Here is a 25,439-nt window from a genome sequence, read left to right on the forward strand (position 1 = left end):
GGCCGATCGCACGTCGGGCTTGACGCGGCTTTTTTTCCGGATTTGTCCGACATTCATCCATGAATTATTGCTGATTTATTTCTTCGTAATATGGCTCGACCGTCAGCCGGGCGGCGGGCCGCGAGGTTGCGCCGCCGCTGACGGACCAGGTCAACAGAGGCAGACAAATCAAATGTGCGGAATCGACGGCTTTCTGAATAGCGTCGCCTTCGATGAGGAGACAGCGCGCGGCACGCTCGCGCGAATGACGACGAGCGTCGCGCATCGCGGGCCCGACGGGCAGGGCCTCTGGGTCGACCCGGAGGCTGGCATCGCGCTCGGTCACCGGCGGCTTGCGATCGTCGATCTGTCGGTCCACGGCCGGCAGCCGATGGCATCCGCGTGCGGCCGCTACGTCATGGTCTTCAACGGCGAAATCTACAACCATCGCGAGTTGCGCGCGGAGCTCGAGCGCGCGGGGCGCGCCCCGGCGTGGCGCGGCCACTCCGACACCGAGGTGCTGATCGCGGCGATCGTCGCGTGGGGCGTCGAGGCGACGCTGCGGCGCGCGACCGGCATGTTCGCGTTCGCGCTGTGGAACCGCGCGTCGCGGGTGCTGACGCTCGCGCGCGACCGGATCGGCGAGAAACCGCTCTATTACGGCCGGATCGGCGACGCACTGGTGTTCGCGTCGGAGCTGAAGGCGTTGCGCGGCTATCCCGGCTTCGACGGCACGATCGATCGCGACGCGCTGTGCCTGTACCTGCGCCAGTCGAGCGTGCCGGCGCCGCATACGATCTATCGCGGCATCAGCAAGCTGCCGCCGGGCACCTTCATCCAGTTCGAGCATGCGCGCGACACGCCGCGCGTGCGCGCGTACTGGACGCTCGAGCAGGCGATCGAAGCGGGCCGCGAGCGGCCGTTCGAGGGCAGTGCCGACGAGGCCGTCGGGCAGCTCGACACGGTTCTGCGCCAGGCGGTTGCGCGGCAGATGGAAGCCGACGTGCCGCTCGGCGCGTTCCTGTCGGGCGGTATCGATTCGTCGGCGATCGTCGCGCTGATGCAGGCGCAGTCGGCGAATCCGGTCGACACGTTCACGATCGGCTTTCACGAGGCCGGTTACGACGAAGCCGGCTACGCGAAGGCGGTTGCGCGCCATCTCGGCACGCGCCACACCGAGCTTTACGTGACGGCCGACCATGCGCTCGGCGTCGTGCCGAAGCTGCCGACGATCTACGACGAACCGTTCGCCGACGCCTCCCAGATTCCGACCTTCCTCGTGTCCGAGCTGACGCGCCGGCACGTGAAGGTGAGCCTGTCCGGCGACGGCGGCGACGAGCTGTTCGGCGGCTATACGCGCTATTTCCTGACGCCGCGCCTGTGGCGCAAGCTGCATCGCGTGCCGGCGGCGGTGCGCGCGCGGATCGCCGCCGCGCTGCACGCGCTGCGCCCCGATCACGCGGACCAGCTCGCGGCGGTCGCGCAGGGCGCATGGGGCGGTGTGGAAGCGCGCGACTCGGCGACCCGCATCGGCGACCGGCTGCACAAGCTCGGCCACGTGATGACGGCCGAGAGCCGCATCGGGCTGTACCGGCTGCTGATGTCGTCGGTGCATCATCCGGAGCGCATCGCGCTCAGCGGGCAGGAGCCGCCGACGCCGCTCGATACGGTGTCCGCATGGCCCGCGAACCTGAGCTTCGCCGAGCAGGCGATGGCGATCGACACGCTCACGTACCTGCCGACCGACATTCTCGCGAAGGTCGACCGCGCGGCGATGGCGGTCAGCCTCGAGACGCGCATGCCGTTCCTCGACCATCACGTCGTCGAATTCGCGTGGCGGCTGCCCGCGTCGGTGCGCTTGCCGGAAGGGCAGTCGAAGGCGCTGCTGCGCCGGCTGCTTTACCAGTACGTGCCGCCGGCGCTGATCGACCGGCCGAAGCAGGGCTTTTGCGCGCCCGTCGATCACTGGCTGCGCGGCGCATTGCGCGACTGGGCCGACGCGCTGCTGCAGCCGTCGCGGCTGCGCGACGAGGGCTTCTTCGATGCGGCGGCCGTCGAGCGGCTGTGGCGCCAGCACCAGGCGGGCCGGATGAACTGGCAGCACCAGCTGTGGACGGTGCTGATGTTCCAGGCGTGGCTGGAACATCAGCGGGCGGCGTAACGCGCGGCGCAGATTTCAGCCCACGATCAGCGGCGTGCCGATCGACAGGCGATTCGGATCGTGCGCGACCGACGGATTGAGCTGCAGGATCTCGTTCAGCGCGCGCGCATCCTGTTCGCCGCGCGTCATCGTCTGCTGATCGGCGCGCGACACGTGCGCGGCATCGAGCAGCGACTGACGATGCTGGTCGGCGATGACCCACAGCGAATCGCCTTCGACGACGATGTAGGGCTGCGCGCTGGACGTGCTCGGCGTGCTCGATGTGCCCGACGGGGCAGTCGGCGTTGCCGGCGTCGCCGGTGCCACGTGCACGTGCGTGCCTGACGGCGGCCCCACCGGCGGGCTGGGCGGTTTCGTCGAGCCTGTCGGCGGCGTCGATTTGCCGCTGCCGCTGCCGCTGCCGCTGCCGCCGAACGCCGTATAGAGCCAGTTGCCGACGTAGATGCCGATCGGCGCGAGCAGCAGGATCGTCGGCATCTTGCCGGTGACGCGCTTCGTCAGGTTCGGGAAATGCGTGTCGGTGCGTGCGAGCGCGAGCAGCGTCGCGGAGCTCAAGGACGAGATCGCCATCGGCAGGTTCGCGTGAATCGTCGGCGCCGAGCCGACGAACGGCCCGATGTAGCCGCCCGCGATGCTCGCGAGGTCGGAGGCGGTGTCGATGAAGCGCACGACGCGGCTGCGCCGCTCGATGCTCAGGTGCGTGAACGCGCTCGCCTGAACGAGCCCCGTGTAGGTGAGGCCGAGCAGCGCGCCGGTGGTGCCGAGGAACGGCACCAGCGACGGATCCTGGAGCAGCGTATGCAGCGACAGCTCGCCGAGGCTCGCGTAGCCGGCGATCGCCGCCGTGCGGCCGACCTTGCCGAGGAAGCGGCGCGGATTGCCGTGATGGAGCTGCTGGATCGACGTGCCGGCCAGCACCCCCTGCATCTGCTGGACCATGTCGTTCGCGATCAGCTTCGTGTATTCGACCGTCTTGTCGGCGGGCAGCGACTGCCTGCGATGCAGTTCGAGCTGCAGGTTGATCTTCGCGCGGCCTTCGTCCGCCAGCCGGATCAGCGACGCGCGACGCTGGTCCTCGTGCATCCGGTGCGCCGACAACTGATTGTTGAGGCCGCTCATGAAGCGGTCGATCACATGGTTGAAGAGCCGCGGATCGCCGCTTTGCAGCGCGCGCAGCGTGTCCTGATGCAACGCCTGGACGAGGCGGCCGGTCCGCACGCCGACGAACGTCGTGTTGGCCGCCTGCTTGTAGTTCGTCGGCGTGAGGCCGATGTGATGGACGGCGACGCCGGCACCGATGCCGACCATCCCGGACAGCACGTTCTTCCAGTTGAGCAGCGACCATGAGCGCTCCACCTGCTGCAGGCGCAGCGCATTCAGTTCGGCGTAGGCGGCGAGCGGATCGTCTGCCGCGACGTGCGCGACCGCCTGCGCGCTGACGAGCCGGCTGTCGCTGACGGGCAGCGAGTCGTCGACGATCAGTGCCGGTTGCCGGACGATCTCGCGCCACGGCGCGAGTGGCGCCGGGCCGCTCTGGCCGGGCCGCAGCGTCGTGTCCTGGCCGGGTGCGCGCAGCCGGGCGCCGACGCTCGCCAGCCAGGTCTCGGTGAACTTGCGTCCCGGCGCGTCCGCCTTCGGTGCGGATTGCCGGTTTGCCGCCCAGGCCCGGGTCGCGAACGTCGACGTCGCGTAACGCGCGCGATTCAGCAGCCGCGTCGTGTTGCCTTCGTAGATCCCCTGCCGCAAGGCCGCGATCGCGTCGGGCGGCAGGCCCCTGGCGCGGCCGATCCGCTCGATTTCGGCCAGCAGCATCTGGTGCTGGTCCGCCAGCGTGGCGCGGTCGACACGCTCGAACACGCGCGTCAGCGCATCCGAGCCGTGCAACCGCTCGAGCGTGCTTTCGACCGGTTTCGCGCCGGCCCGCGCGGCGGCTTCCGCCTGCGCGCGGTCGACGAGCATCGTGGCCAGCGCGGTCGTCAGTTCCTGATTCGCGATGAAGTCGGCGCCGTGCGTGGCGTACGACAGGCCGACATGCACCCATTTGAGCGTCGGCCGGTCGAGCAGCGAGTTGACGAGCGCCAGATGGCCCGCGCCCGGCACCGGCTCCGGCACGGCATCCCAACCGTGAAACGTCACCATCACGTGCGGCGCAGGGGAGCCCGGGTGCGCGTCGGCCCACGATTCGAGCAGCTCGCCGAGGCGTGCGTGATGGTGATAGCCGTCGTTGGTGCCGGCCAGATGCCGGTTGTCCTCCGACGACACGAGCGCGCGCGCGGGCGCCATTTCGAGGCGCAGCAGGAAACCTGCCTGCGATGCCGCGTCGAGCCACCGATGCAGATTCGCCTCGGTCAGGTCGTCGAGATGCATGACGGCGCCGTTCTCGCCGGTGATCGTGCCTTCCCAGTAGTCGATCTTCGCGGTCTTCTGGTTGCCGATCGATTTCACGTCGTCGACGAATTCCGGGTCGTGCTTCGCGCCGCGCGTGGCGTTGAGCGTGTGCGGATCGATCGGGATCGTCACGACCGGCATCACGCCGCCGTTGCGTACGATCTGCCGGACGAACGGCGCCGGATCGTCGGACAGCCGGTGCGCGCGGCTCATCGGCACCATGCGGTGCTGCAATGCCTCGCTGGTCCCGAGGAACGCGCGCCGCAGCGCGCGATCGGTGGCCGCGGCCGTGCTCAGGCCACGCTGCGCGCGCTTCCAGAACGGCACCGGCGCATAGCGTGCGCCACCGCCGGACCAGTCGCGCGCCACGTACAGCGGCATGCCGGTGCCGCGCCACGCGGCTGCGTCGGCCATCATCGCCGGTGGCGGCGCATCGGGCGGCGTGTCGATCAGTTCGAGCAACGCAAGGCGCGGGTCGCGTTCCCGCTTCGCGAGCGCGTCGATCCGTTCGAGGTGCGCAAACAGGCCGGACACGTTGCCGTCGCCGTACAGGCGCTTCCATTCGACGAGCGTCGCGCTGACGAGCGACGGCTGGTAAGGCCTGATCCTGAGCTTCGGGTTGGCGGGCACGGGCTGGCCGAGGCGCTTGGCAGCGTCCTTCTCGGTCTTGATCTGCTTCTTCAGCGCGTTGCGCGCGCGGCGCGCGTCACGCGCCTGCTGGCTCGCCCACGTGCGCAGCGACGCGAACGTGCCGGGCGACTTGTCCAGCTCGATCGCTTCGAGGTGCGCGAGGCGCCGCGTCAGCGCCGCGAGCCGTGTGCCGCGCGCATGCGCGGCCAGTTCGGCGGGCGTCAGTTCGGTCAGCAGCAGATGCACGTTGGCGCCGTACGGGCCGTCGCCGATCGGCGACGACTCGAGCGGCACGCCCGGCGCGGACGGGGTGTGCGGATCGTGCCACGTCAGCTTGCCGTTCGCGTCGGGCACCAGCACGCCCTCGGGCGCGTCGAGCCGGTCGGTCAGCGGTTCCGCGGTGTCGTAGACGTAGATGTGATGCTTGCCCGCCTCGAGGCCGCCGAATTCAGCGACGCTGAGCAGGTGCACGGCGTTGTGGCCGCTGAAATCGAGTGCCGCGTCCTTGCCGGCGGGCAACACGTTCTTCTCGAACAGTCGCGTAGCCGGATCGGTCGCGCGCGTGCCGCCGGCGGGGAGGGCGGCGCCGGTGCGCCCGCGTCCGAGCACCGCGGCGGCGCGGTTGCGTGTCAGCAAGGCGACGCGGCGCGGCGCGTTCAGCGTTCTCGTGAGCCCCAGATGGCCGAGATAGCGCAGGCCCGGCCGCGGCAGCTTGTCGGGCTTGCCGGCTTTCGGCGGCTTGACCGGATCGAAGCGGTTGCCGATCCGTTCGAGCGTTGCCGGGGCGATGCTGCTGACCGCGAACGTCATGCCGCGCGCGCGTGCTCGCGTGAGCGGCACGCCGTGCGATTTGCCGTGCGGCCGCACGCGCACTTGCGCACGTCGCGGGTACGCGCCGGCCAGGGGCCGTTGCGCGACACGGGTATGCGCCAGGGGCGCGTTCTCCTGGTATTGCCAGACGCCGTGGCTGCTGTCGTAGCGTGCGTGGCCGCGAATCTCGCCGCTTGCCTGGTCGACCGCGTAGATCGTGTCGGACTCGGCGGCCGCCGCGATCGCCTTGTGCGCGCTGCGGTAGTGCTTCGTATTGTCCAGCGCGAGGATCGCGGCGACGTAGCGGTGGGTCACGCGGCCAGGCTGCGTGAACGTCACCGGCTTGCCGTCGCGCACGGGCTCGATCTTCGCGGCCCCGCCGAGCGCCCGCAGTTCGTTGAGCGACACCGGCGACGCATGGAACGCGAAGGCCTGGCGGGCGGCCGCGGCCTGCGCGGGATCGGCCGCGTCCAGCGCGGTGTCCAGCGCGGCGCCGAGCAATTCCCGTTCGTCCTGCGTCAGCGTGTTGCCGACGAATTTCGGCGGTTTGATCGCGCCGTTCGCATCGATGCGCGCGGACGCGACGAATTCGGGCGCCGCGTCGGGCGTCACCGGGCCGGCGCGCGCAATCAGCAGCTCGGTATCGACGCCGGTTTGCCGCACGAGTGCGCGCAGCGACGGCGCATGCGTGCCGTCGACGCGTCTGAGCGTGCGCATGCCGCGTTCGTCGAGCCACGCGCGCGCCCGCGTCATTTCCGCGCTGTCGATCGCGTAACGGCCGCGCCGCGCGCCGCCGCGCGCCGGTGCCGCGAGCTTCACCGGCGCCGGCCGGCCGGCGAATTCGGCGCGCGCCTGCTCGGCGTACAGCGTGCGATAGGTCGGCTTGCCGGGCAGCGACGTGCGCATGTCGCCGAACGTATCGGCGAGCGCATCGAGCGCTGCCTCGTCGCCGCTCGCGAACGCGTGCTCCGCCGCGCGTGCGAGCGTCTCCGGAAGTTGCGCGTGCGCGGCGATGTCGGGGCCGCCGGCCGCCAGGATTTCGTCGCGCACGCGACACGCGTTGAGTTGCGCACGCGCTTCCGCGAGCAGCAGGCTCCTCACATACGCTTCGGGGCTGCTGCGGTCGATGCCGAGGGTGTCCGTCGAGATGTCGACGCTGTGCTGCGCCTCGTGCGCGAGCGCGAACACCAGCGTGCCGGCGCGACGCGTGTTGCCGTCGAGGACGATCACGCGCCGCGCCGCGTCCACGTATTGGCCGCTGCCGGGGGCGCCGAGCTTCACCTTCCAGCCGTCGCACCGCGCGAACCGCATCTGCGCCCGCAGCGTCGGCGAACGCGCGGCCAGCGCGTGCGCGTGCAGCTTCAGCACGATGCCGCGGAAGGTCGTGACGACGCGCCCGATCGCGCCGGGCCGCGGCGCATACGCGCCGGCTTCGACGAACGCCGGATGCGCGAGCCGGATACGGCCGGTCGCGATCCCGTCGTGGATCTTCGCGGCGACTTCGTCGATTCGCCCGAGCACGCTGCCGTCCGGGTCGGCGCCGGGCCTGAGGTGGCCGGGATCGTGCAGCATCACGTCGCCGTTGCGGCCGAACAGCACCTGGAAGTCGTACAGCAGATGGTGCGTCTGCGTGACGCTGCGGATCCGCTCGAGGTCGGCCAGACCCTTGCCCGACACCACGCTCGGCAGGCCGATGTCGAGCTCCACGTCGACGCTGCTGAGCTGCGCGGACGGTTTCAGCACGACCGCGACGCGATTCCCGACGGTGAACGGCCCGTCGGTGGTGCTGGTCGGCAACGCGTAGACGTCGCGCAGCATCGCGAGCCCGCTCTGTTCGAGATCGACCGCCGCATGGGCGTCGGCGACGCCGTCGGCCGAGTCGTCGCGGTACACGCCGATCGCCTGTCCGGCGCCGCCGTCGAACACGGTCTTGTCCGCTCCCGAGCCCAGCACCGGCCCGAGGAAATCCGCCGGATCGGCGCGCCTGGCGGGATCGCCGCCGATATGGAGATGGCCGTGCACGGGGTCGACCGACAGCTCGCCGAGCGACGGCTGGCGATATGCGGCCGGCACGTAGCGGTTCATTCCGGACAGGTCGGTCAACGCGCCCGCTGCGCCGACCGCGTCCGGATGCGCGGTGTAGATCGCGCGCTGCCACAGGTTCGTGAGCTGCGCGGCCGCGCCTTCGTTCGCGTGCCGCGCCGACAGGATCGTCGTATAGCCCGGGTCGGACGGCGGCGGATTGAGCAGCGTGAACGTGTGCGGATCGACGGGTTGCCCGTCCGGGCCGAGCAGCGTGCCGTCGGGCAGCGTCTCGGCGGGCACGATCGCGAGACGCGTGACCGGATCGATCAGGATGCGGCCGTCGCGCAGGAACGACAGCGTATCGAGCGGCGGCGGCCCGCCGGCGCCGAACGGCGACGCGTCGTGCGCGGCGTTGGCCTGCGACCACGCCGCACGCTGCGTCTGGATCTCGCGCATCGTGTGCGGCCCGTCGTTCGCGTCGCCGTGCGTGGCGCGTGTTTCCGGCGCGGGCATCGCGCGCATGCCGCGTGCCTTTGCACGCGCGTGCGCGTCGCCGTAGAACGCCGTGTACGTCTTGCCGCCGGTGCCCGACACAGCCGCATCGGCGAACGCATCGGCGAGCCGCGCGACGGCGACGGCGGGATCGGTCGACGGTTGCCACGCGTCGGCTTCGTGCTGCAGCGCATCGGGCAACCGCACCGTCGCGGCGATGTCGATGCCGCTCATCAGCTTGATCTCGTAACGTGCCTCGAATGCGTTGATCTGCGCGCGTGCCTCGGCTTCGAAGGCCGTTCGCGAGAAACGGCCGCGGTCGCTGTAGTCGAGCCCGAGTGTGTCTTCGATCGCCTCGACTGCATGCTTGGTCTCGTGCGCGAGCACGTACGTCATCGATTCGGGGTCGGCCAGCGCGCCGTCGATCGTCACGCGCCTGTGCTTCGTATCGATCCGGCTGCCGCCGCCGCGCTTGCCGACGCGCACGCGCCAGCCGTTGGCGTCGAGCATGCGCAATTGCGCCGCGAGCGTGTCCGACTGCAGCGCGAGCGTGGTGACGGCGTCGGGCAGCGGTACGCCGCCGACGCGCATCCGCACACGCATGATCGGCGACGGCTTCTGCACGAACGCATCGGACGGCAGCGCTCCGTCACGTTGCGCGAGCGTGGTGCCGGTTTCATTCGACTGGAGCCAGCGTACGACGCCGCGCTCGATTTCCGCGAGCCGCGACAGCGACATCTGGTGCGATCCGTAGTCGTCGCGGCGAATCCGTCCGGGATCGCTGACCAGGAAGTCGCCGGAGCGCGTGAAGATGCCCTGCAGGTCGAAGCCGATGTCGGACTGGTGGAGCACATCGTGCAGCCGCAGGATGTTCTGGATCCCCGCGCGCGAGATGTAGGACGGCAGGGCGCCTGTCGCGAACGCGTCGCTGTGGAACACGCCGAGCGGATGGACCAGCGCGGAGACGATGCCGCCCAGCGAGCGAAACGGACCGTGCAGCTGCACGGTGCGTACGCCCAGCGCTTCGAGTTCCTGAAGCGCCTGACGTTCGGCATTCACGAGCTGCTCGTCGGCCGCGCGCCGTGCGTCGAGCGATTCGGGCGCCTCCAGCGGCGCCAACGGCGTGGGGCCGTGATCGACCGTGACGAGCGCCGCGTCGTCGCCGAGCGTGAACGCGGTCTTGCGCGCGCCCGCGCCAAGCAGTGTGCCGACGTTGTGCTCGACGTCGATCCGCGTGCCCGGGTCGCCGGCGAGATGGACGCCCTCGGCGTCGGCCGCGAGTTCGCCGAGAGCGTGCGGCGCCGCGGGCGCCGGGTCGAAGCGGTGGAACACGCGCGTGTCGAGCACGGCCGCGTCGTCGCCGACGGCACGCTCGGGCGGCGCGTAGACGGCGCGCTGCAACACGTTCGCGAGCCGCGCGGCGGTTTCATTGCCGCCGTGCTTCGCGGACAGCACGATCGTGTCGGCGTCCTTGACCAGCCTCCACGGCGCCTGGGCGAGCGTGTATTCGTGCACATTGGCCGGCTCGCCTTCGACGAGCAGCGTGCCGTCCGGCAGCGTGTCCGCGTGCAGCACGAGCAGGTTGCGGTCCGGCAATCGCGCCATGTGCCCGTCGCGGCGCGCGTGCAGGGCGGCCGGGTCGGGTGCCGGGCGGCCGTCGCCGAACGGCGACGCGAGCACCGCATGCGCGTGGCTCCACGCGGTACGCGCGTCGAGATGTTGCCTGCCGTCCGGCGCGTCGCCGGCGGCGTGCATGCGCGGCGCGGGCATGCGGCGCGGGATGTCGCCGCGGCGCTTCTGGTGCGCCCATACGTCGTCGTAGAACGCGCTGAAGGTCTGCCCGTCGCGTCCTGACACCGGCGCATCGGCGAACAGGTCGGCGAGCCGCCCGACCGTTCCCGTGTAATCGCTCGACGTGCGCTGCCAGTCGACCCCCTCGCGCGCGATCCCTTCGGGCAGATGCGCGTGTTCGGCGATGTCGACGCCGCTTGAGAGGGCGATCTCGTAGCGCGCCTCGAACGCGTTGATCTGCGCGCGCGCCTCCGCTTCGAGGGCCTTGCGCGTGAAGCGGCCGCGATCGCCGTAGTCGGGCTTCAGCACACCGTGCATCGCTTCCACCGCTTGTCGCGCCTCGCCGGCGAGCGTGTACGTGATGCTGCCGGGATCCTTGAGCGCGCCGTCGATCGTCATGCGGCGCCTGCGCGGATCGATGTAGCTGCCGCCGCCTCGCTTGCCGACCTTCACGCGCCAACCGGCATCGTGGAGCATGCGCAGTTGCGTCACGAGGGTCGCCGACTGCATCGCGAGCGCCTGCACGGCCTCGGGGAGCGGCGCGCCGCCGAAACGGAACTGCACCTGCGTGAAGCGGCCGGGTTTATCCGGCGCGGCCGCTTCGGGCGGCGCGGCTTCCGTCAATTCCGGGTGCGCTGCCGCGAGATCGGTATCGATCAGCGCCGCGGCGTCGCTCGTCGTTGCGGATCGCGGCTTTGCGCCGTCCGCGCGCGCGGCGGGCGCCGTGCGGGATTCGTCCGGTGCCGTCCCGTCGCGAGCAGGCGCACGCTGCGCCGCATCGGTGCGTTCCGGGCGGATCAGCACGAGCACCCGGTTCGGCGGGCTGAACCTGCCGTCGAGCGCGTTCACCGGTTGACGCGTCGCGCCGGGTTGCGGCACCGCAGGCTCGTTCGGGCCGCGCCTGCCGGCGAGCACGATCACCGTATCGTCGCCCGGGTTGCGTGGCGAACTCGCGTGCGGCGTTTCGTCCGCGGCTACATGGCCGGCGGCCGCCCCGGTTTCCGGTGCGGGGTCGAAGCGGAGCACGCGCGCATCGGGGCGCAACTGGCCATCGGTGCCGAACGCATCGGGCGCGGCCGCATAAATGGCCTTCTGCCAGCGGTTCGCGAGTTCGGGCGCGAGTAGCCCGTCGTGTTCGCCCGCGACGACGATGACGGGTTCCTCGAGGTCCTGCGGACGGACGCCGCCGACGGCGGGGGCGTCCGCTTCGGCGCCGTCGCGGACGATGTACACCGTGCGGTCGCCGATCTTCATCGGTTCCGCGCGCGGCCCGCGCGGTACCGCGATGCCGGCCGGGTCGGACGTCACCGGGCGCGTGGCGGGCGCCTCGTCGGCGAGATCGACGACCCGGACGTTGACGCGCGGTCGCGCGGCCCCGGGCGTCTCGCGATTGCTGGCGCCGGCCGGCGTATCGGTGTCGAACGGGCGATACCGCATCGCGCGTGCGTCGGCGCTGCGCCGGTTGCTGCCTGCATTCGTCGCGTGATCGGCATCGCTTTCGTCGCGCTGCTCGTCGATGCGTGCGCGTTCCTCGCTCGTGCGCCGCGTGCTGCGCGCGTCGGTCGCGGCGCTCGCCGTGTCGTCCTGGGTCGTCGTCTGCGCGAGGCTGCGTGCCGTCTGTTCGCCGCCGTTCTCGGCGGTGTACGCGTCGCGCGCCTGCTGCAACGCGCTGTCGAGCAGATCGAGCCGCGTTCTCGCCGCGATCTTCGGCGTCGTGCTCATCCGGCCGCCTGGGCCGAACGACAGGCTTTCGCCCGTATCGGTCAGCGAGTCGATGCGCGTGCCGTTGGTCCAGTTCTTGTCGGAAACGGAAGCGAGCGACAGTTTTCCGTCCGCGCCGAGCACGACGGATTCGCCCGTCGGCAACGCCTTGCGCGACGCGTTGTCGAGCATGCGGATCGGCTTGCCGTCATAGGTCAGCACGTTGTCGCCGACCATCAGCGTGCCGTCGTGCGACACCGTCACGCGCTCGCCGTCGAAGGTCGCGCGATTGCGGCCGGCCGCAAGCGACGCGTCGCCGCCGTTGTTCAGCAGTTGCCGGATCGTCTGACCGTCGATCGTCACCGCCTTGCCGTCCGTCGTGCGCGCGACGATGCCGGTGCGATTGACGACGCCCGTGACCGCGCGCGCCTTGAGCCCGCCCGCGGCGATCAGCGCGACGTTCGTGAGGCCGCCGACGAGCGCCTTGTTGCCCGCGTCGGCATTGCCGCTGAGGTAGTCGGCCCCGGCCTCGAAGAACGACTCGGTCGCACCGGCCACGCCGGTCCCGACCGCGAAGACCTTCGTCGCGCCGCGGAGGAACGACGCCACTTTCGGCATGCGCGTCAGCCCCGTGAAGCCGCGCATGAACAGCTTGCTGCCGACGAGCTTCGAGGCTCCCGCCGCGCCCATCGGTATCAGGTTGATGAAATCCGAGCGCGCCCCCGCGTCGCTCAACGGGTTGAAGCTGCGGCCATGGTCCGCACGGTTCGCGAGGTCGAGCGCCGAACTCGTCATCGTCGCGGCGATCGACGTATACGCCATGCCGGTGCCGATGACGTTCAGCGTCGCGCCAAGCGGCAGGCCGAGCACCGTCGCGTCGAGCACGCCGCCGATGCCTTCGAGCACCATCCCGCCGATCAGCATCCCGAGATTGAGCTTGGTGCCCGTCAACGTGTTGAGGAAACTGTCGAAGCCGCTGTCGTGGTGCGCCGCGCGCGACACGATCTGCAGCGTGCCGTCCGCGTTGTGGCCGGTCGCGATGTCCACCGTGCCGTCCGACGACAGTTCGTTGTTGTCGATGTAGTCGTTGATGTCGTGGTACGTACTGCCCGTCTCGTCCACGAACTGCGTGACGCCTTTGGTGTCCTTGACTTCGAAGAGCGCGGTCGTCTGCATGCCGATGTCTTTCGCGGCATACACGATCGGCCGCACGCTGATCTGCGTGCCGGCGCCGCCACCGATCTTCAGCAGCGTGTTGCGCACGCCGTCGATCGCCGACAGCTTGTCCTTGTCGGTGAAGTGCGTCTGCGTGTCGTTGGCGACCGAGGAGGTCGACGAAGGATCGCCGCCGACGTCGGGCGACATGCCGAGCGCGACACCGATCAGGTTGCGCTGCTGCGTGTCGCTCAGCTTGCCGAAATCGATCGTCGCGCCGTTGCCGGTGTTCGCGCCCGCGACGTCGAGCAGCGTGTTCGACATGTCGCTGCGATGCGCCGAATAGAAGTCGCGCGCTGCCTTCTGGTAGTCCTTGTACGCGTCCGAGTGATCGTCCGTCACGTAGCGCAGGCGCTCGTCGAGGCCCGCATCGAACTGGTCCATCAGCACCTGTCGATGCGCCAGTTCGCCCATCAACTGCAGCCGCTGCACCGTGTTGTCCGCGTTCTGCGCGTCCTGCTTCGCCTGGTCGAGCTCGCTCTGGTGCGGGTTCGGCAGCGGCGGCGAAAAGGCCGGCAGGATGTCGCCGTCGGCGACTTGCCGGAAGCGCGGCGGTGCCGGATGCGACGCCTGCCAGTCGTCGTATTTCTGCTGGGCATTCGTCAGCGAGTCGTGCTTCTGCGATTGCAGGTCGCGCGCCTGGGCGAGCGCCGCGTTCGTGGCGCGCTCGTTGACCGAATCGGACAGGCGATCGTCGGCCGCGCGGATCGCGCCCGCGACGACGCGCAGGCGTTGCGCGTCGGCCAGCGTCGGGCCGGCGTCCGCCGTGTCGCTCGCCGTCGCATCGCTTTGCGCGGGCTGGAGCGGGCTCGTCACGAACGGCGACGTGTCGAGCGACGGCGTGCCGCCCGCAAGCGGATTCGCTGCCGGGTTCGCCGCCGAAAACGGCGATGCGAACAGCGGCGCCGCGCCGGGCAGGTTCGCCGTGCCGTTCGCGGCCGTGCTCCACGGCGGCGAAAACAGCGGCGACGCATTCAGCCAGTTCGGCTGCACGCGGCACATGGTCGGCGGCTTCGCCGTCGCCTTCACCGTCGCCTCGATCTGCGCGGCCTGGTCGTCATACTGCTGCGCGAGCGATCCGCCGTACGCAACGACGAACGCATCGTGCGCGATGCTTGCCTGCTGCTTCGCCATTTGCAGCTGCGTATACGGGTCGCTCGGATCGTCGTCGATCCTCGCATGCTTGCCGCGGAAGTTTGCCTGCAGCGTGTCGGCCTGCTGTTGCGTGGACAACATCTGCAGATAGCTGCTGCTCGTGCCTGCGGCGGTCTGCGCGCGATCGAGCGCGGTCTTGTCCTTCTCGATCGCGCCGGGCGCGACGACCGTCGGGCCTTCCTTGCCGTGGTCCGCGTCCGATTGCTGCTGCGCCTGCACGAGCGTCACGTTGTCGTTTGCCGCCGAGAGCGCGGCATTGGCGTAGTTCGCGTCCTTCGCGGCGGTCGTGACGGCCTGCTGCGCGGCGTCCATGGACGCCGGTGCATCCGGCAGCGACACCTCCAGGTTCAGCGGCGCGAGCGCGTCGTTCAGCTTCCCGACGCCGGCGTCGACGGCCGCCTTGTAGTCGGGATCGGCAAGGTATGACTGAAACTGCGTATAGGCGAGATTCGAGTTCGCGATATCCGCGTAGTATTTCGCCTCGCCCGCGGCGGCATGTGCGTCGGCGGTCTGCCAGTCGTCGTACGCGCGGATCTGGACAGGTGTCTTGCAGTCGCTCGCCTGCGGCGCCCAGTTCTTGTCGTTCGGATCGTGCGGGGAGTCGGGGAGCAGCGCCTGCAGCGCGGCGAGCTTCTGGTCGGCGAGATTGCGCGCGTCGCCCGGATTCGTGATTTCGCCCGTATCCGACTGCACCATGCCGGCGGGCATGTCGTTCGTCGCCTGTTCGCCGTACAGGATCATGTAGCCCGCGTCGGTCGTGACGTTCAGGTTGCGCTGCGCATCGTCGGCGGCGGCACGCGCCTTCGCGTAGCTGGCCTGGGCGGCATTGCGTTCGTCGGGCGTCGACTCGGGGTCGCGGTTGGCGAGGTGCAGCACGTTCTGCGCGCCCTGCAGCGATTGCGATGCGGTGTCGTATTGCGTCTGCGCGTCCTGGATCGCCTTCTGAACTGCCCGCGTCTTGTCGTTCTCGACCGTGATGTCGGGCGGCGGCGGCCTGTATTGCGCGGCCATGTTCTGGATCAGCGACGTCGCGGATGCGATTTCCGGGTTGGTCGGCTTCGACGGGTCGGTGAACGGCGTGGCCGTCACGGGAATCGGCGGCGCCACGGTCGGGTTGGCCGGGCCGGTCGACGAATCGTCCTTTTGCGGCGGGGGAGGCGGCGCGACGACCGGGTCCAGCGTGTCGGACAGGAAGCGTTGCCAGTTGACGCCCAGTCCCATTCCGTCGATCGACAGCATGCTCGTCTCCCTTACGCGCGCGATGCGCGTCCCGCACGGCGCCACGTGCGCCACGATGCGATCCGACGAGTGTAGGGAGACGAATTGCGGCCGGATCCTCGCCGTTTCGTAGCGCGGCGTGCCGGCCGCCGCGCGCGGCCACGGTGCGCTACGAGACGCGCGCGGCCCCGCGCCGGCGGCGTGCCCGGGGCTGCGCGGCCGATGTTCCCGCCCCGGAAAACGAGCCGCGCGCCGTTACTGGTCGAGGCACCGCACGCAGAGCCGCTTCGCCTGGCTCGCCGACAATCCGCGACACATCATCACGACCGGTCGCGCATGGCACGACGGCGCGTCGGCGGAGGCCGCGGGCGACGCGAGCCTGCGCGCGCGCTCGGGCGGTGTGGTGGCGGCCGCGTCCATGCGCCGTTGTCGCGCGGGCGGCGGCATGTCGCGCACCACCGGAATCGGTTCGACGCCGCCTTCGCGCGCGTTGCGCTGCGCGCTCGCGACGACGCGGCTCACATAGCCGCTCGAGAACCCGGTCGTGAAGTTGCCGCTGTAGTAGCACGACAGCGCCGCGCGCAGCGCGGCCTGCGCGGGGCGGCCGGTGTTCGACGAGCGCGCGAAGCATTCGGTCAGGATTGCGCCGCCCGCCCGCAGGTTGCGGCACGGTTCGAACATCGTCGTGTCGTCGAGGCCGTATTTCGCGAAGTTTCGTTCGTTAACCTGAGCGAGGCCGACGCTGTAGCTGAAGCCGCGCGCGGCCAGCTCGCTTGCGGTCGCGCGTGCTTCGTCGAGCGACGCGGGCTGGCGCGTCAGGTGGCCGCCGACCACGCCGATCGCATACGGATTGAAGCCGGATTCGGTGCGCACGAGCGCGGCGAGCGTGTCGGGATCGACGTTCGGCGCGCAGGCGCGCGCGAGCTGCGCGAAGCCCGCGGCGCTGCCCGCCGCGTGCGCGCCGCGCGGCTGCATGCCCGCGCATGCGAGCGTCAGCGCGAGCATCGCGCACAGGCTCGCGACGACGCCGCGCGGGCCGCGCGCGCTCATCCCGCCCCCGCCACGCGATACGACAGCACGAGCCCGTGCACGAGCAGCGACCAGCCGTCGAGCGCGACGAACAGCAGCAGCTTGAACGGCACCGAGATCGTCGTGGGCGAGATCATCTGCATGCCTAATGCGAGCAGGATGTTCGCGACCAGCAGGTCGACGACGATGAACACGATGTAGATCACGAAACCGATCTGGAATGCCTTCGTCAGCTCGGCGAGCGTGAAGCTCGGCACCAGCACGAGCAGGTCGTCGTCCTTGATGCCGTCCGCGCGGTTCTTCGGCCAGACCGACGTCGCGGTGCGCACGAAGAATTCGCGGTCGCGCTGCCGCGTGTGCGACACCAGGAAATCCTTGACCGGCGGCAGCGCGGCATCGGCGAGCGCGCCGATGTCGGCGGTCGACAATTGTCCCGATGCGTCGAAGTGGCGGGCTTGCAGCGCATCGCGGATCGACATCCCGACCGGCGCCATGATGAACAGCGACAGGATCAGCGCGATGCCGTTGAGCACGAGGTTCGGCGGCACCTGCTGGATCCCGAGCGCGGAGCGCAGCAGGCCGAGCACGACCACGAGCTTCGTGTAGCTCGTCACCATCAGCGCCGCGAACGGCGCGATGCCGAGCGCGGCGATCACCGCGATCAGCGCGACCGGATTCGGCAGGCTGCCCATCGTTCAGCGCTCGCGCGGCGCGGGCTGCGTCAGCGTGACGACGCGCACGCCGAGCTTCTGGCCGACCGCGATCAGATGGCCGGTGCCAATCAGCATCCCGTTCGCGACGAGATGGATCACGCTCTGGTTGATGCCTTGCTGCAATTCGATCACCGCGCCGGGCTGCAGCGTGCCGAGTTCGCCGAGCGGGATCGACGTGGGCGGCAATTCGAAGCGTAGGTCGACCGCGAGGCCGTCGAGCGAGCGCGGCGCATCGTCGGGCGACGCATCGTGCGCGGTCGCGGTGGCGGGCGGGGTGTCGGTGCGGGTCGGTTCCAAAGGCATCTCCCTGATTCGTTCGACGGTCAGCCGGTTCCCCGACGGCCGTCCGGTGATCTCCCACGCCGGCGCGGCCGGCACCCGCGCCACGCACAGCAGGTTCTGCTCGTGCGCGCGCCAGCGCTCGATCGCGATGATGTCGCCGCTGACGACGTCGGCCAGCTCGGCCGTCGTCAGCTCGGTCCGGCCGATCTCGAAAACCAGCGGCACCGGCAGGCTTGCATACGCGGCGCGCGTGTCGGGCCGCGCGGCCGCCGGCGCCGCGAAGAACACCGCGAGCGCGTCCGGCGCATCGAACAGCAGCGCGCCGTGGCAGCGCCATGCGCCGTCGGCGCGACGCAGTTCGAAGCGCAGCGCGGCCGGCGCGGTGCGCCATGCGGGCACGCTCGCCGGCGGCGGCAGCAGTTCCACGCGCTGCCGTGTCGCGGCTTGCAGCACCGCCGCGAGCGGCGCGGCGAGGTCGGCGAGCAGCGCCGCGCGGATCACGGCCGGCACGGCCGGGTCGGCCGCGTCGCCGAGCCATGCGTTTTCCGCGACCGGATCGATCCACAGCGTGCCGGCGGCCGGGCCGATGACGAAGCGGTACGCGTGCGCGTCGGCGGCCGGTTCGGCGTCGACGCGCCAGCGCACCTCGTACGCGTGTTCGCCGAGCGTGACCGGGACCGCGCCCGTGGCGCCGTACGCATGCGACAGCCCGCGCGCGGCGGCGGCGGACAGGCGCGGCAGCCACGGCGACGCGTCGAGCGCGACCGCGGCCGGCGGGGGCGGGATGGCGGGCGCCGCGGCGGGCGGGGTGGCAGCGGCGGGCGAGGCCCGGTTCGCGGCGTCGCCGGCGTCGGCATTCGTCAGGGACAGCGCAGGCACGGCGGGATCGGGGCGGATTCGGCGTTGGTTCGACGGGTTGTTGTGGCCGGCGGCGCAGGGGGCGCGCGGCTGCTGCGTCGATTGTAGGGACGGCGCCGGCCGCGTGCCGCGCCGGAATCCGTAGTCGCGCGCATCCGCCGGCCGCGCGGGCGGCGGCGAGCTACGAAGCCTGCTGCGCGGCGGCGTGGCCGCGTGCGGCGCGTCGCGCGCACAAAGGCAACCGCCGCCCGGAGGCGGCGGTCGTGGCGCGGCGGGGCACGCGTGCCGGGCCGCGCGGCGCCGCACGGCGGACGTGCGGCGCGGTGGGGAGTCTTGCCGGCGCGCCGCGCAGTGGCGGCGCGCGGGTGAGCCGTGACGCGTTACGCGTAGTCGGCAGCCAGCGCCTGCTGCGGCGCGGCGCGCAGGATCGGCGCCGCGTCGTGGCGCTCGACGTGCGTCATGGCCGCGCCGAACAGCACCAGCCGATAGCCGACCGCATAAATCGGGATGATCCGCAGGTTCTTGTCGTGATCGAGCTGCAGCTTCGAACGGATGCGCGAGATGTGGGTGTCGAGCGTGCGCGACGACACGCCGAGCTCGCGGCCCCAGACCGCTTCCTGGATCGCTTGCCGCGGCACGATCTTGTTCATGTTGTCGAGCAGGAATTCGACGACGTCGAATTCACGCGGCGTGACGTCGACGACTTTGTTGTCGATTTCGATCGTGCGGCGCACGAAGTTGATTTTTATATTGTCGATGTACAGGTATTTGCAATCCATGTTGGCCCTCGCATGTCCGTAAAGGAGTGTTTGCGGGTCATGTACCGCAACTTCCGGGCCAGGGATGGTCCGTCGGGCGTCGATGGGGGGCGGGGGCGGGGCTGGCGGCGCGCCGGCCTTGAATCTAAAAGAATTTTTAACGCGGGATGCGCGGCGGGCTTCGGAAGGGTCGGAGCAACATTGAAGGATTGTTACGTAGCATCCGGGGGGAACGTTACGGGCGTTACGGGCGGTGTTACGTGGGGGGATGGGCCAACGTCAGGCGACGCGTTCGCGCAGCATTGGCGCAAAATCGAGCAAAATAAACCCTACATCGAACCCTACATCAAACCCAACCGAGAATCATTGAAAACTCATATAAATCATGGATATAAGTCGCTATAATCGGCGACATAAAACCCTACATTCAACCCGACATGGAACCTTCCGGCGAAGCATGACAACCGTTGCCACCTTCGAACCGCTGTTTCCCGAGGACCGTGTCCTCGATCCGCTGCTTGATCAGGCCGGCCAACTCGTCGATTCGTCGCAACGGTTGCTCGCGGTCAGGGATACGCCATTGGCACGCGCGCTCGTTCCGCAGTTGCGCGCAATGAATTCGTACTATACGAACAAGATCGAAGGTCAGCATACGACCCCCGCCAAGATCGAGGCCGCACTTCATCGGGATTATTCGACCGATATCGTCGAGCGCAAGAAGCAGCGCTTCGCGGTCGCTCATATCGCAACGGAAGCCGCGTTCGAGGAAGAATGGGGCGGCCTTCCGCTCGCCGCGCTGTTTGAGCCTGCGCGCATTTCCGCCATCCACGAGCGGTTCTTTTCGTGTCTTCCTGCAGATGAGCGAATCACCGACGATGGTCAAATCGTTGTTCCGGGCGAGCTTCGGCGCTCCGATGTGACGGTCGGGCGTCATCTGGCACCGGAGCCCGAGATGATCGAGCCGCTGCTTCAGGCCTGGGCGACGCGTTACGCCCGTATCCGCGCGAGGGAGTATCAAGTGATCGGGATCGCTTGCTCGCATCATCGCCTGGCGTGGGTGCATCCGTTCATGGACGGTAACGGCAGGGTTGCGCGTCTGCATTCGCATCTTGGACTGCGCGCTGCCGATCTCACCCACGGGCTGTGGTCACCGCTTCGCGGATTGGCGCGCGAGCATGAGCAGTATTACGCGAGGCTGAGCGAAGCCGATCAGTCCCGGCGCAATGATCTGGACGGTCGGGGCAATCTGTCTCAGGAAGGGCTCGTCAGATTCGCGCGGTTCTTTCTGGCCTGTTGCGAGGATCAGGTTGGATTCATGGTGCGTATGACGGAATTCGACGGAGTCACCGGACGCATGCTCGATCTATTGCGGTACCTCGAATTCAATCCATGGAGCATCCGTTCGGAAAAGTCCGTCATCAAGGCGGAAGCCGTTGCGCTGGCCATGGAATTCGTCGCACTGCGTCGCGCCGTCACGCGCGCGGAATTCACGCAGATGCTGGGGGTCAGTGACGTGCTGGCACGCCGTATCGTTCGATCGCTGCTCGATTTCGGGCTTCTGACTTCTCCTTCGCACCGCGGTGAGCTTTCCTTCGGGCTGCCGCTGGCGGCGCTGCGATTTCTTTTCCCCAGGCTTTGGCCGGAAGTCGAACAGGAGTGATCGTTCCGGCGTGATCGTGTCGCGTGCCGCAGGTGCCAGCGCAATAAAGAACCGGCCGCGCAACGTTCCCGTCACGCGGCCGAGCCGGCGTCTCTTCGTTCTTGGCGTCAAGCCTTCGCCGTATCGCCCGAATCGAACGGCAGCACGTAATGCCGCTTGCCGGTCGCGGCGAAGATCGCGTTGGCGACCGCCGGGCCCACCGGCGCGACACCCGGCTCGCCGACGCCGGTCGGCGCCTCGGCCGACGGCACGATGTGCACCTCGACCTTCGGCATCTCCGCCATCCGCAGCACGTGATAGCCGTCGAAGTTGCGCTGCTCGACCTGGCCGTCCTTCAGCGTGATCGCGCTATGCAGCGCCGCGCCGAGCCCGAAGCCGATGCCGCCTTCCATCTGCGCGGCGACGATGTCGGGGTTGATCGCGATCCCGCAGTCGACCGCGCACACCACGCGGTCGACCTTCACCTTGCCGTCGGCGTCGATCGACACTTCCGCGACCTGCGCGACATAGCTCTTGAACGCCTCGGCCACCGCGATCCCGCGCCCGCGGCCCTTCGGCAGCGGCTTCGCCGGATCCCAGCCGGCCTTCTGCGCGGCCAGCTCGAGCACGGCGCGCATCCGCGGCTCCTTCTCGAGCAGGTCGCGGCGGAACAGGTACGGATCCTTGCCGGCCGCGTGCGCGGCTTCGTCGATGAACGCCTCGACCGCGTAGGCGGTGTGCGAGCTGCCGACCACGCGCCACCACAGCACGGGCAGGCCGACCTTGGTGGTCGTGAGTTCGACCGATACGTTCGGCACCGCGTACGGCAGGTTCGCCGCGCCCTCGACCGACGTCGCGTCGATCCCGTTCTTGACCATGAACGCCTCGAACGGCGTGCCGGCGAGGATCGACTGGCCGACGATCCGGTGGCGCCAGCCGACCAGCTTGCCGTCCGCGGTCAGCCCCGCGTCGAGCTTGTGGAAGTACATCGGGCGATAGAAGCCGCCCTGGATGTCGTCCTCGCGCGTCCACTGCAGCTTGACCGGCTTGCCGTCCGCGCCGAGCGCCTTCGCGATCGACACGGCCTCGACCACGTAGTCCGACCACGCGTTCGCGCGCCGGCCGAAGCTGCCGCCCGCGTACAGCGTGTGGATCTGCACCTGCTCGGGCTTCAGGCCCGCGGCCCGGGCGGCGTTGCCCTGGTCAACCGTCTGGAACTGGTCGCCGGCCCAGATCTCGCAGCTGTTCGCGGTCAGCTTGACGACCGCGTCGAGCGGCTCCATCGGCGCGTGCGCGAGATACGGGAATTCGTACGTCGCGCTGACCTTGCGCGCGGCACCCGCGATCGCCGCGTCGGCATCGCCATCCTTGCGCGCCGACGCGCCGGGCTTCGCCGCGAGCTGCCGGTACTCGCGCATGATCTCCTCCGACCCGCGCTTCTCGGCGTTCGTTTCGTCCCAGTCGATCTTCAGCGCGTCACGGCCCTGTTTTGCGGCCCAGAAGCCGGTCGCGACGACCGCCACGCCGCCCGGCACCTGCACGACCGACACCACGCCCGGCACGGCCTTCGCGGCCGTCGCGTCGAACGACTTGACCGTCGCGCCGAAGCGCGGCGGGCGCTGCAGCAGCGCGACGCGCATGCCGGGGAAGGTCGTGTCGAGCGTGAAATGCGCGGTGCCGTTCGACTTGGCCGACCCGTCCACGCGCGGAATGCGATGGCCGATCAGCTTGAAGTCGGCCGGCTGCTTCAGCGTGACCTTGTCGGGCACCGGCAGTTTCGATGCGTCGGCGACCAGCGTGCCGTAGGCGGCCGTCTTGCCGCTCTTCGCGTGCGTGACGACGCCGTCGGCGGTGGTCAGTTCGCCGGCCGGCACCTTCCAGCGCGCCGCCGCAGCCGACACGAGCATCGCGCGGGCCTTGCCGCCCGCTTCGCGCAGTTGCTGCCACGAGTTCGACATGGCCGAGCTGCCGCCCGTGCCCTGCATCGTGCCGAACGCGAGGTTCGCATAGCGTTTCGCGTCGGCCGGCGCGCTTTCGACGCGTACGGTCGACCAGTCGGCGTCGAGCTCCTCGGCGACGATCGTCGCGATGCCCGTGTACGCACCCTGGCCCATTTCAACGTGTTTCGCGATGACGGTGACCGCGCCGTCGGGCGTGATGCGCAGGAATGCGTTCGGTGCGAAGTCGGCGGCGGGCGCCGTCGCGGCGAGCGCGCGGCGGCCGAGGCCGGCCCATTCGAAACCGATCGTCAGGCTGACGGCGGCCGCGGCGCCCGCGGCCTTCAGAAACGTGCGGCGCGACGGCCGCACCGAATCGCGATTGTCGAGTTCGATCGTCATGGTCAGGCTCCCAGCGTCGCGGCCGCGTCGTGGATCGCGGCCCGGATGCGGGCGTAGGTCGCACAGCGGCAGATGTTGCCGTTCATCGCGGCGTCGATGTCCGCGTCGGTCGGCTTCGGGTTCTGTTCGAGCAAGGCGGTGGCCGACATGATCTGGCCGGACTGGCAATAGCCGCACTGCGGCACCTGCAGCTTCACCCAGGCGGCCTGCACGGCCTGCGCGGGCTTGCTCTGCAGGCCTTCGATCGTGGTGACGTGCTTGCCCGCGATGCCGGCGAGCGGCAGCACGCACGAGCGCACCGCCTGGCCTTCGAGATGGACGGTGCACGCGCCGCACTGCGCCATGCCGCAGCCGAACTTCGTGCCGGTCAGCCCCGCGTGCTCGCGGATCGCCCAGAGGACGGGCATCGACGGATCGGCGTCGAGCGTAACGTTATTGCCGTTGAGGACAAACGAGGTAGGCATATTGGTATGTCTCCATGGGGAAAACCCGGCATGCGCCCGGTTAGCGGGCAGTGTGCGCGAGCGCGCGTTTTTTGCGTCTACCCAATCCTGCAAATTTATTGAACAATCCTGCAAATCCCCGGCGCGGCGGCGAGCGATTCGCTATGCTCGCGCGATTCAGGGAAACGAAGCGAGGAACCCGTCATGGACATGACCGATATCGCGGCGTCGCGCGAATCCGGGCGGCGCGAACTGGCATCGCTGATCGCCCGCTTCGCGCCGACCGACGGCTCCCACTCGACGGCCGTGCCGGCGCTGATGCTGCACCGGCACGGGCATCCGGTCGATCTCGGCTGCGGCGTGTCGCGCGCCGCGCTCGTGATCGCCGCGCAGGGCGCGAAGCGTGTGATCGTGGGCGGCCAGGCTTACGAATACGACACGCGGAACTGCCTGATTGCGTCGATCGACTTGCCGATTCTCTCGCGCGTCACGCAGGCGTCGCCGGACGCGCCTTACCTGTGCCTGTCGCTCACGCTCGATCCGCAGCGCATCGTCGAACTCGCGGCCGAGATGCGGCTGCCGGAGCCGGATGCCGGCCCCGAAGGCGAGGGCATCGCGCTTGCCGAGCTGACGCCGCCGCTGTTCGATGCCGCGCTGCGGCTGTTGCGGCTGCTCGATACGCCGGCCGACATTCCGGTGGTCGCGCCGCTGATCGAAAAGGAACTGCTGTACCGGCTGATGACGAGCGGGCAGGGCACGCGGCTGCGGCACATGGCAGTCGCCGGCAGCCAGACGCACCGGATCGCACGCGCGATCGAATGGATCCGCGATCACTACGCGGAGCCGATGCGCGTCGACACGCTCGCGCAGGCGGTCAACATGAGCGTGTCGTCGCTACACCATCACTTCAAGCACGTGACTACGCTGAGCCCGCTGCAGTATCAGAAGCAACTGCGGCTGCACGAAGCGCGGCGGCTATTGCTGCGGCAGGGCGGCGACGTCGGGTCCGTGGCCGCGACCGTCGGCTATGAAAGCGCGTCGCAGTTCAGCCGCGAATACAGCCGGCTGTTCGGCGCGCCGCCGATGCGCGACGTCGTGCATCTGCGCAAGAAGGAATTGCTCGGCACATAGCGGTGGCGCGGTTCATTTCGATTGCATCGCGCGTGGCTTCGTCGCGCGCTGCGCGGCGTGCCGAATCGGGACGACATTCAAGCGGCGTGCCAGGGTTGCCGCATGCGGATGCGAGGGAGCAGCGGACGGCGCTGCCACGGCGCGCACGAACTTCTGTTTCACGCATGCATCCGTGGATTGCGCGAACCGGTGTGACAACTGCCGGCAGCATACGAACCGGCCGGTCGAAACGCGCAAAAAAGTCGCGACGTCACGAATTTTCTGCATGAATCACGCTTTGCACGAATATGTTTCAGCGATGAGATTCGCGGCCGATATCGCATCGGAAATGTTTCTCGCGCGCATCGTGCGTCGTTATCCGGCGATTGGCGCGCGGCGGTTATCGACATCGAATGTCGCCGAATTGAATGACGCCAGTAAAAATGGATAAAGGGTGTTGAAGGGTTCGTGCGGCACAGGCTGTCATTTTTTCCGTTATGCAGGCGGCGCGAACGCCATGTCGGCCTGCACCGCATTTGCCGTTTTTTTGCCGCGCGTTCGCCTTGTCGGTCGACGCTTGATCCCATCGGTATTTTCACGGATGAATCAATTGCGTTTCGCGGCGGCTGGCGTGCACGGCCGGAAGCCTGGCGATATCCGCCGTGCAGGCTTCGCTGCACCGGGGTGCCGCGTGTTTCGATTC

The 25,439-nt window shown here is 69.4% G+C and carries 12 protein-coding genes; 4 read left to right on the forward strand and 8 right to left on the reverse strand.

Going from position 1 to position 25,439, the window contains the following annotated elements; genetic code table 11:
- The first annotated feature begins 172 nt into the window (after window positions 1-172).
- Window positions 173-2,140: an asparagine synthase (glutamine-hydrolyzing) gene (gene asnB / locus HWX22_RS23805; protein WP_175916518.1), complete on the forward strand. Its 1,968-nt coding sequence runs from the start codon at window positions 173-175 to the stop codon at window positions 2,138-2,140.
- 15 nt (window positions 2,141-2,155) lie between these two features.
- Here asnB and HWX22_RS23810 read toward each other — a convergent pair whose 3' ends face one another.
- From HWX22_RS23810 to HWX22_RS23830, 5 genes are all read right to left on the reverse strand, one after another.
- Window positions 2,156-15,586 (reverse strand): LWXIA domain-containing protein, encoded by a 13,431-nt coding sequence (locus tag HWX22_RS23810; RefSeq protein ID WP_175916519.1) that lies wholly within the window; start codon window positions 15,584-15,586, stop codon window positions 2,156-2,158.
- 234 nt (window positions 15,587-15,820) lie between these two features.
- Complete coding sequence (locus tag HWX22_RS23815) at window positions 15,821-16,615, reverse strand: lytic transglycosylase domain-containing protein (RefSeq protein ID WP_059692142.1); 795 nt, start codon at window positions 16,613-16,615, stop codon at window positions 15,821-15,823.
- The gene (sctR, locus tag HWX22_RS23820) at window positions 16,612-17,286 is read right to left on the reverse strand and encodes a type III secretion system export apparatus subunit SctR (RefSeq protein ID WP_044847619.1); all 675 of its coding nucleotides are present in this window, start codon (window positions 17,284-17,286) and stop codon (window positions 16,612-16,614) included. The genes HWX22_RS23815 and sctR overlap by 4 nt, the downstream gene beginning before the upstream one ends.
- A 3-nt stretch (window positions 17,287-17,289) precedes the next feature.
- A complete protein-coding gene (sctQ, locus tag HWX22_RS23825; protein WP_175911592.1) occupies window positions 17,290-18,468 on the reverse strand; it encodes a type III secretion system cytoplasmic ring protein SctQ in 1,179 nt (392 codons plus the stop codon).
- Window positions 18,469-18,827: 359 nt separating this feature from the next.
- Entirely contained in the window at window positions 18,828-19,226 is a 399-nt protein-coding gene (locus tag HWX22_RS23830) for a winged helix-turn-helix domain-containing protein (protein WP_059526731.1), read from the reverse strand.
- Window positions 19,227-19,662: 436 nt separating this feature from the next.
- Between HWX22_RS23830 and HWX22_RS23835 the strand changes: the two genes are divergently transcribed.
- Window positions 19,663-20,865, forward strand: a complete 1,203-nt coding sequence (locus HWX22_RS23835; protein ID WP_175916520.1) for a Fic family protein — start codon at window positions 19,663-19,665, stop codon at window positions 20,863-20,865.
- A gap of 107 nt (window positions 20,866-20,972) precedes the next feature.
- Here the strand turns inward: HWX22_RS23835 and HWX22_RS23840 are convergent, their stop codons facing one another.
- Both HWX22_RS23840 and HWX22_RS23845 read right to left on the reverse strand, forming a co-directional pair.
- Window positions 20,973-23,183, reverse strand: coding sequence for a xanthine dehydrogenase family protein molybdopterin-binding subunit (locus HWX22_RS23840; protein ID WP_175916521.1), 2,211 nt, complete (start codon window positions 23,181-23,183; stop codon window positions 20,973-20,975).
- Window positions 23,184-23,185: 2 nt separating this feature from the next.
- The gene (locus HWX22_RS23845) at window positions 23,186-23,647 is read right to left on the reverse strand and encodes a (2Fe-2S)-binding protein (RefSeq protein ID WP_175916522.1); all 462 of its coding nucleotides are present in this window, start codon (window positions 23,645-23,647) and stop codon (window positions 23,186-23,188) included.
- A gap of 183 nt (window positions 23,648-23,830) precedes the next feature.
- Between HWX22_RS23845 and HWX22_RS23850 the strand changes: the two genes are divergently transcribed.
- Complete coding sequence (locus HWX22_RS23850; protein WP_059692145.1) at window positions 23,831-24,757, forward strand: AraC family transcriptional regulator; 927 nt, start codon at window positions 23,831-23,833, stop codon at window positions 24,755-24,757.
- 12 nt (window positions 24,758-24,769) lie between these two features.
- On the opposite strand, the gene HWX22_RS23855 is transcribed toward HWX22_RS23850, so the two are convergent.
- Window positions 24,770-25,024 carry a hypothetical protein gene (locus tag HWX22_RS23855; protein WP_175916523.1) on the reverse strand — a complete coding sequence of 85 codons (255 nt, stop codon included), beginning with the start codon at window positions 25,022-25,024 and terminating at the stop codon, window positions 24,770-24,772.
- Between HWX22_RS23855 and HWX22_RS23860 the strand changes: the two genes are divergently transcribed.
- Window positions 25,023-25,187 (forward strand): hypothetical protein, encoded by a 165-nt coding sequence (locus HWX22_RS23860; RefSeq protein ID WP_175916524.1) that lies wholly within the window; start codon window positions 25,023-25,025, stop codon window positions 25,185-25,187. The genes HWX22_RS23855 and HWX22_RS23860 overlap by 2 nt on opposite strands.
- Window positions 25,188-25,439 lie beyond the last annotated feature (252 nt).

This window comes from Burkholderia sp. BCC1638, from assembly GCF_902833195.1.
GTDB classification, from domain to species: Bacteria; Pseudomonadota; Gammaproteobacteria; order Burkholderiales; family Burkholderiaceae; genus Burkholderia; species Burkholderia diffusa.

Bases quoted from the DNA above. Each gene is read 5' to 3' on its own strand.
- asnB (WP_175916518.1), top strand. From the start codon at position 173: ATGTGCGGAATCGACGGCTTTCTGAATAGCGTCGCCTTCGATGAGGAG.
- HWX22_RS23810 (WP_175916519.1), bottom strand. From the start codon at position 15,586: ATGCTGTCGATCGACGGAATGGGACTGGGCGTCAACTGGCAACGCTTC.
- HWX22_RS23815 (WP_059692142.1), bottom strand. From the start codon at position 16,615: ATGAGCGCGCGCGGCCCGCGCGGCGTCGTCGCGAGCCTGTGCGCGATG.
- sctR (WP_044847619.1), bottom strand. From the start codon at position 17,286: ATGGGCAGCCTGCCGAATCCGGTCGCGCTGATCGCGGTGATCGCCGCG.
- HWX22_RS23830 (WP_059526731.1), bottom strand. From the start codon at position 19,226: ATGGATTGCAAATACCTGTACATCGACAATATAAAAATCAACTTCGTG.
- HWX22_RS23835 (WP_175916520.1), top strand. From the start codon at position 19,663: ATGACAACCGTTGCCACCTTCGAACCGCTGTTTCCCGAGGACCGTGTC.
- HWX22_RS23840 (WP_175916521.1), bottom strand. From the start codon at position 23,183: ATGACGATCGAACTCGACAATCGCGATTCGGTGCGGCCGTCGCGCCGC.
- HWX22_RS23845 (WP_175916522.1), bottom strand. From the start codon at position 23,647: ATGCCTACCTCGTTTGTCCTCAACGGCAATAACGTTACGCTCGACGCC.
- HWX22_RS23850 (WP_059692145.1), top strand. From the start codon at position 23,831: ATGGACATGACCGATATCGCGGCGTCGCGCGAATCCGGGCGGCGCGAA.
- HWX22_RS23860 (WP_175916524.1), top strand. From the start codon at position 25,023: ATGAATCACGCTTTGCACGAATATGTTTCAGCGATGAGATTCGCGGCC.
- HWX22_RS23855 (WP_175916523.1), bottom strand. From the start codon at position 25,024: ATGCAGAAAATTCGTGACGTCGCGACTTTTTTGCGCGTTTCGACCGGC.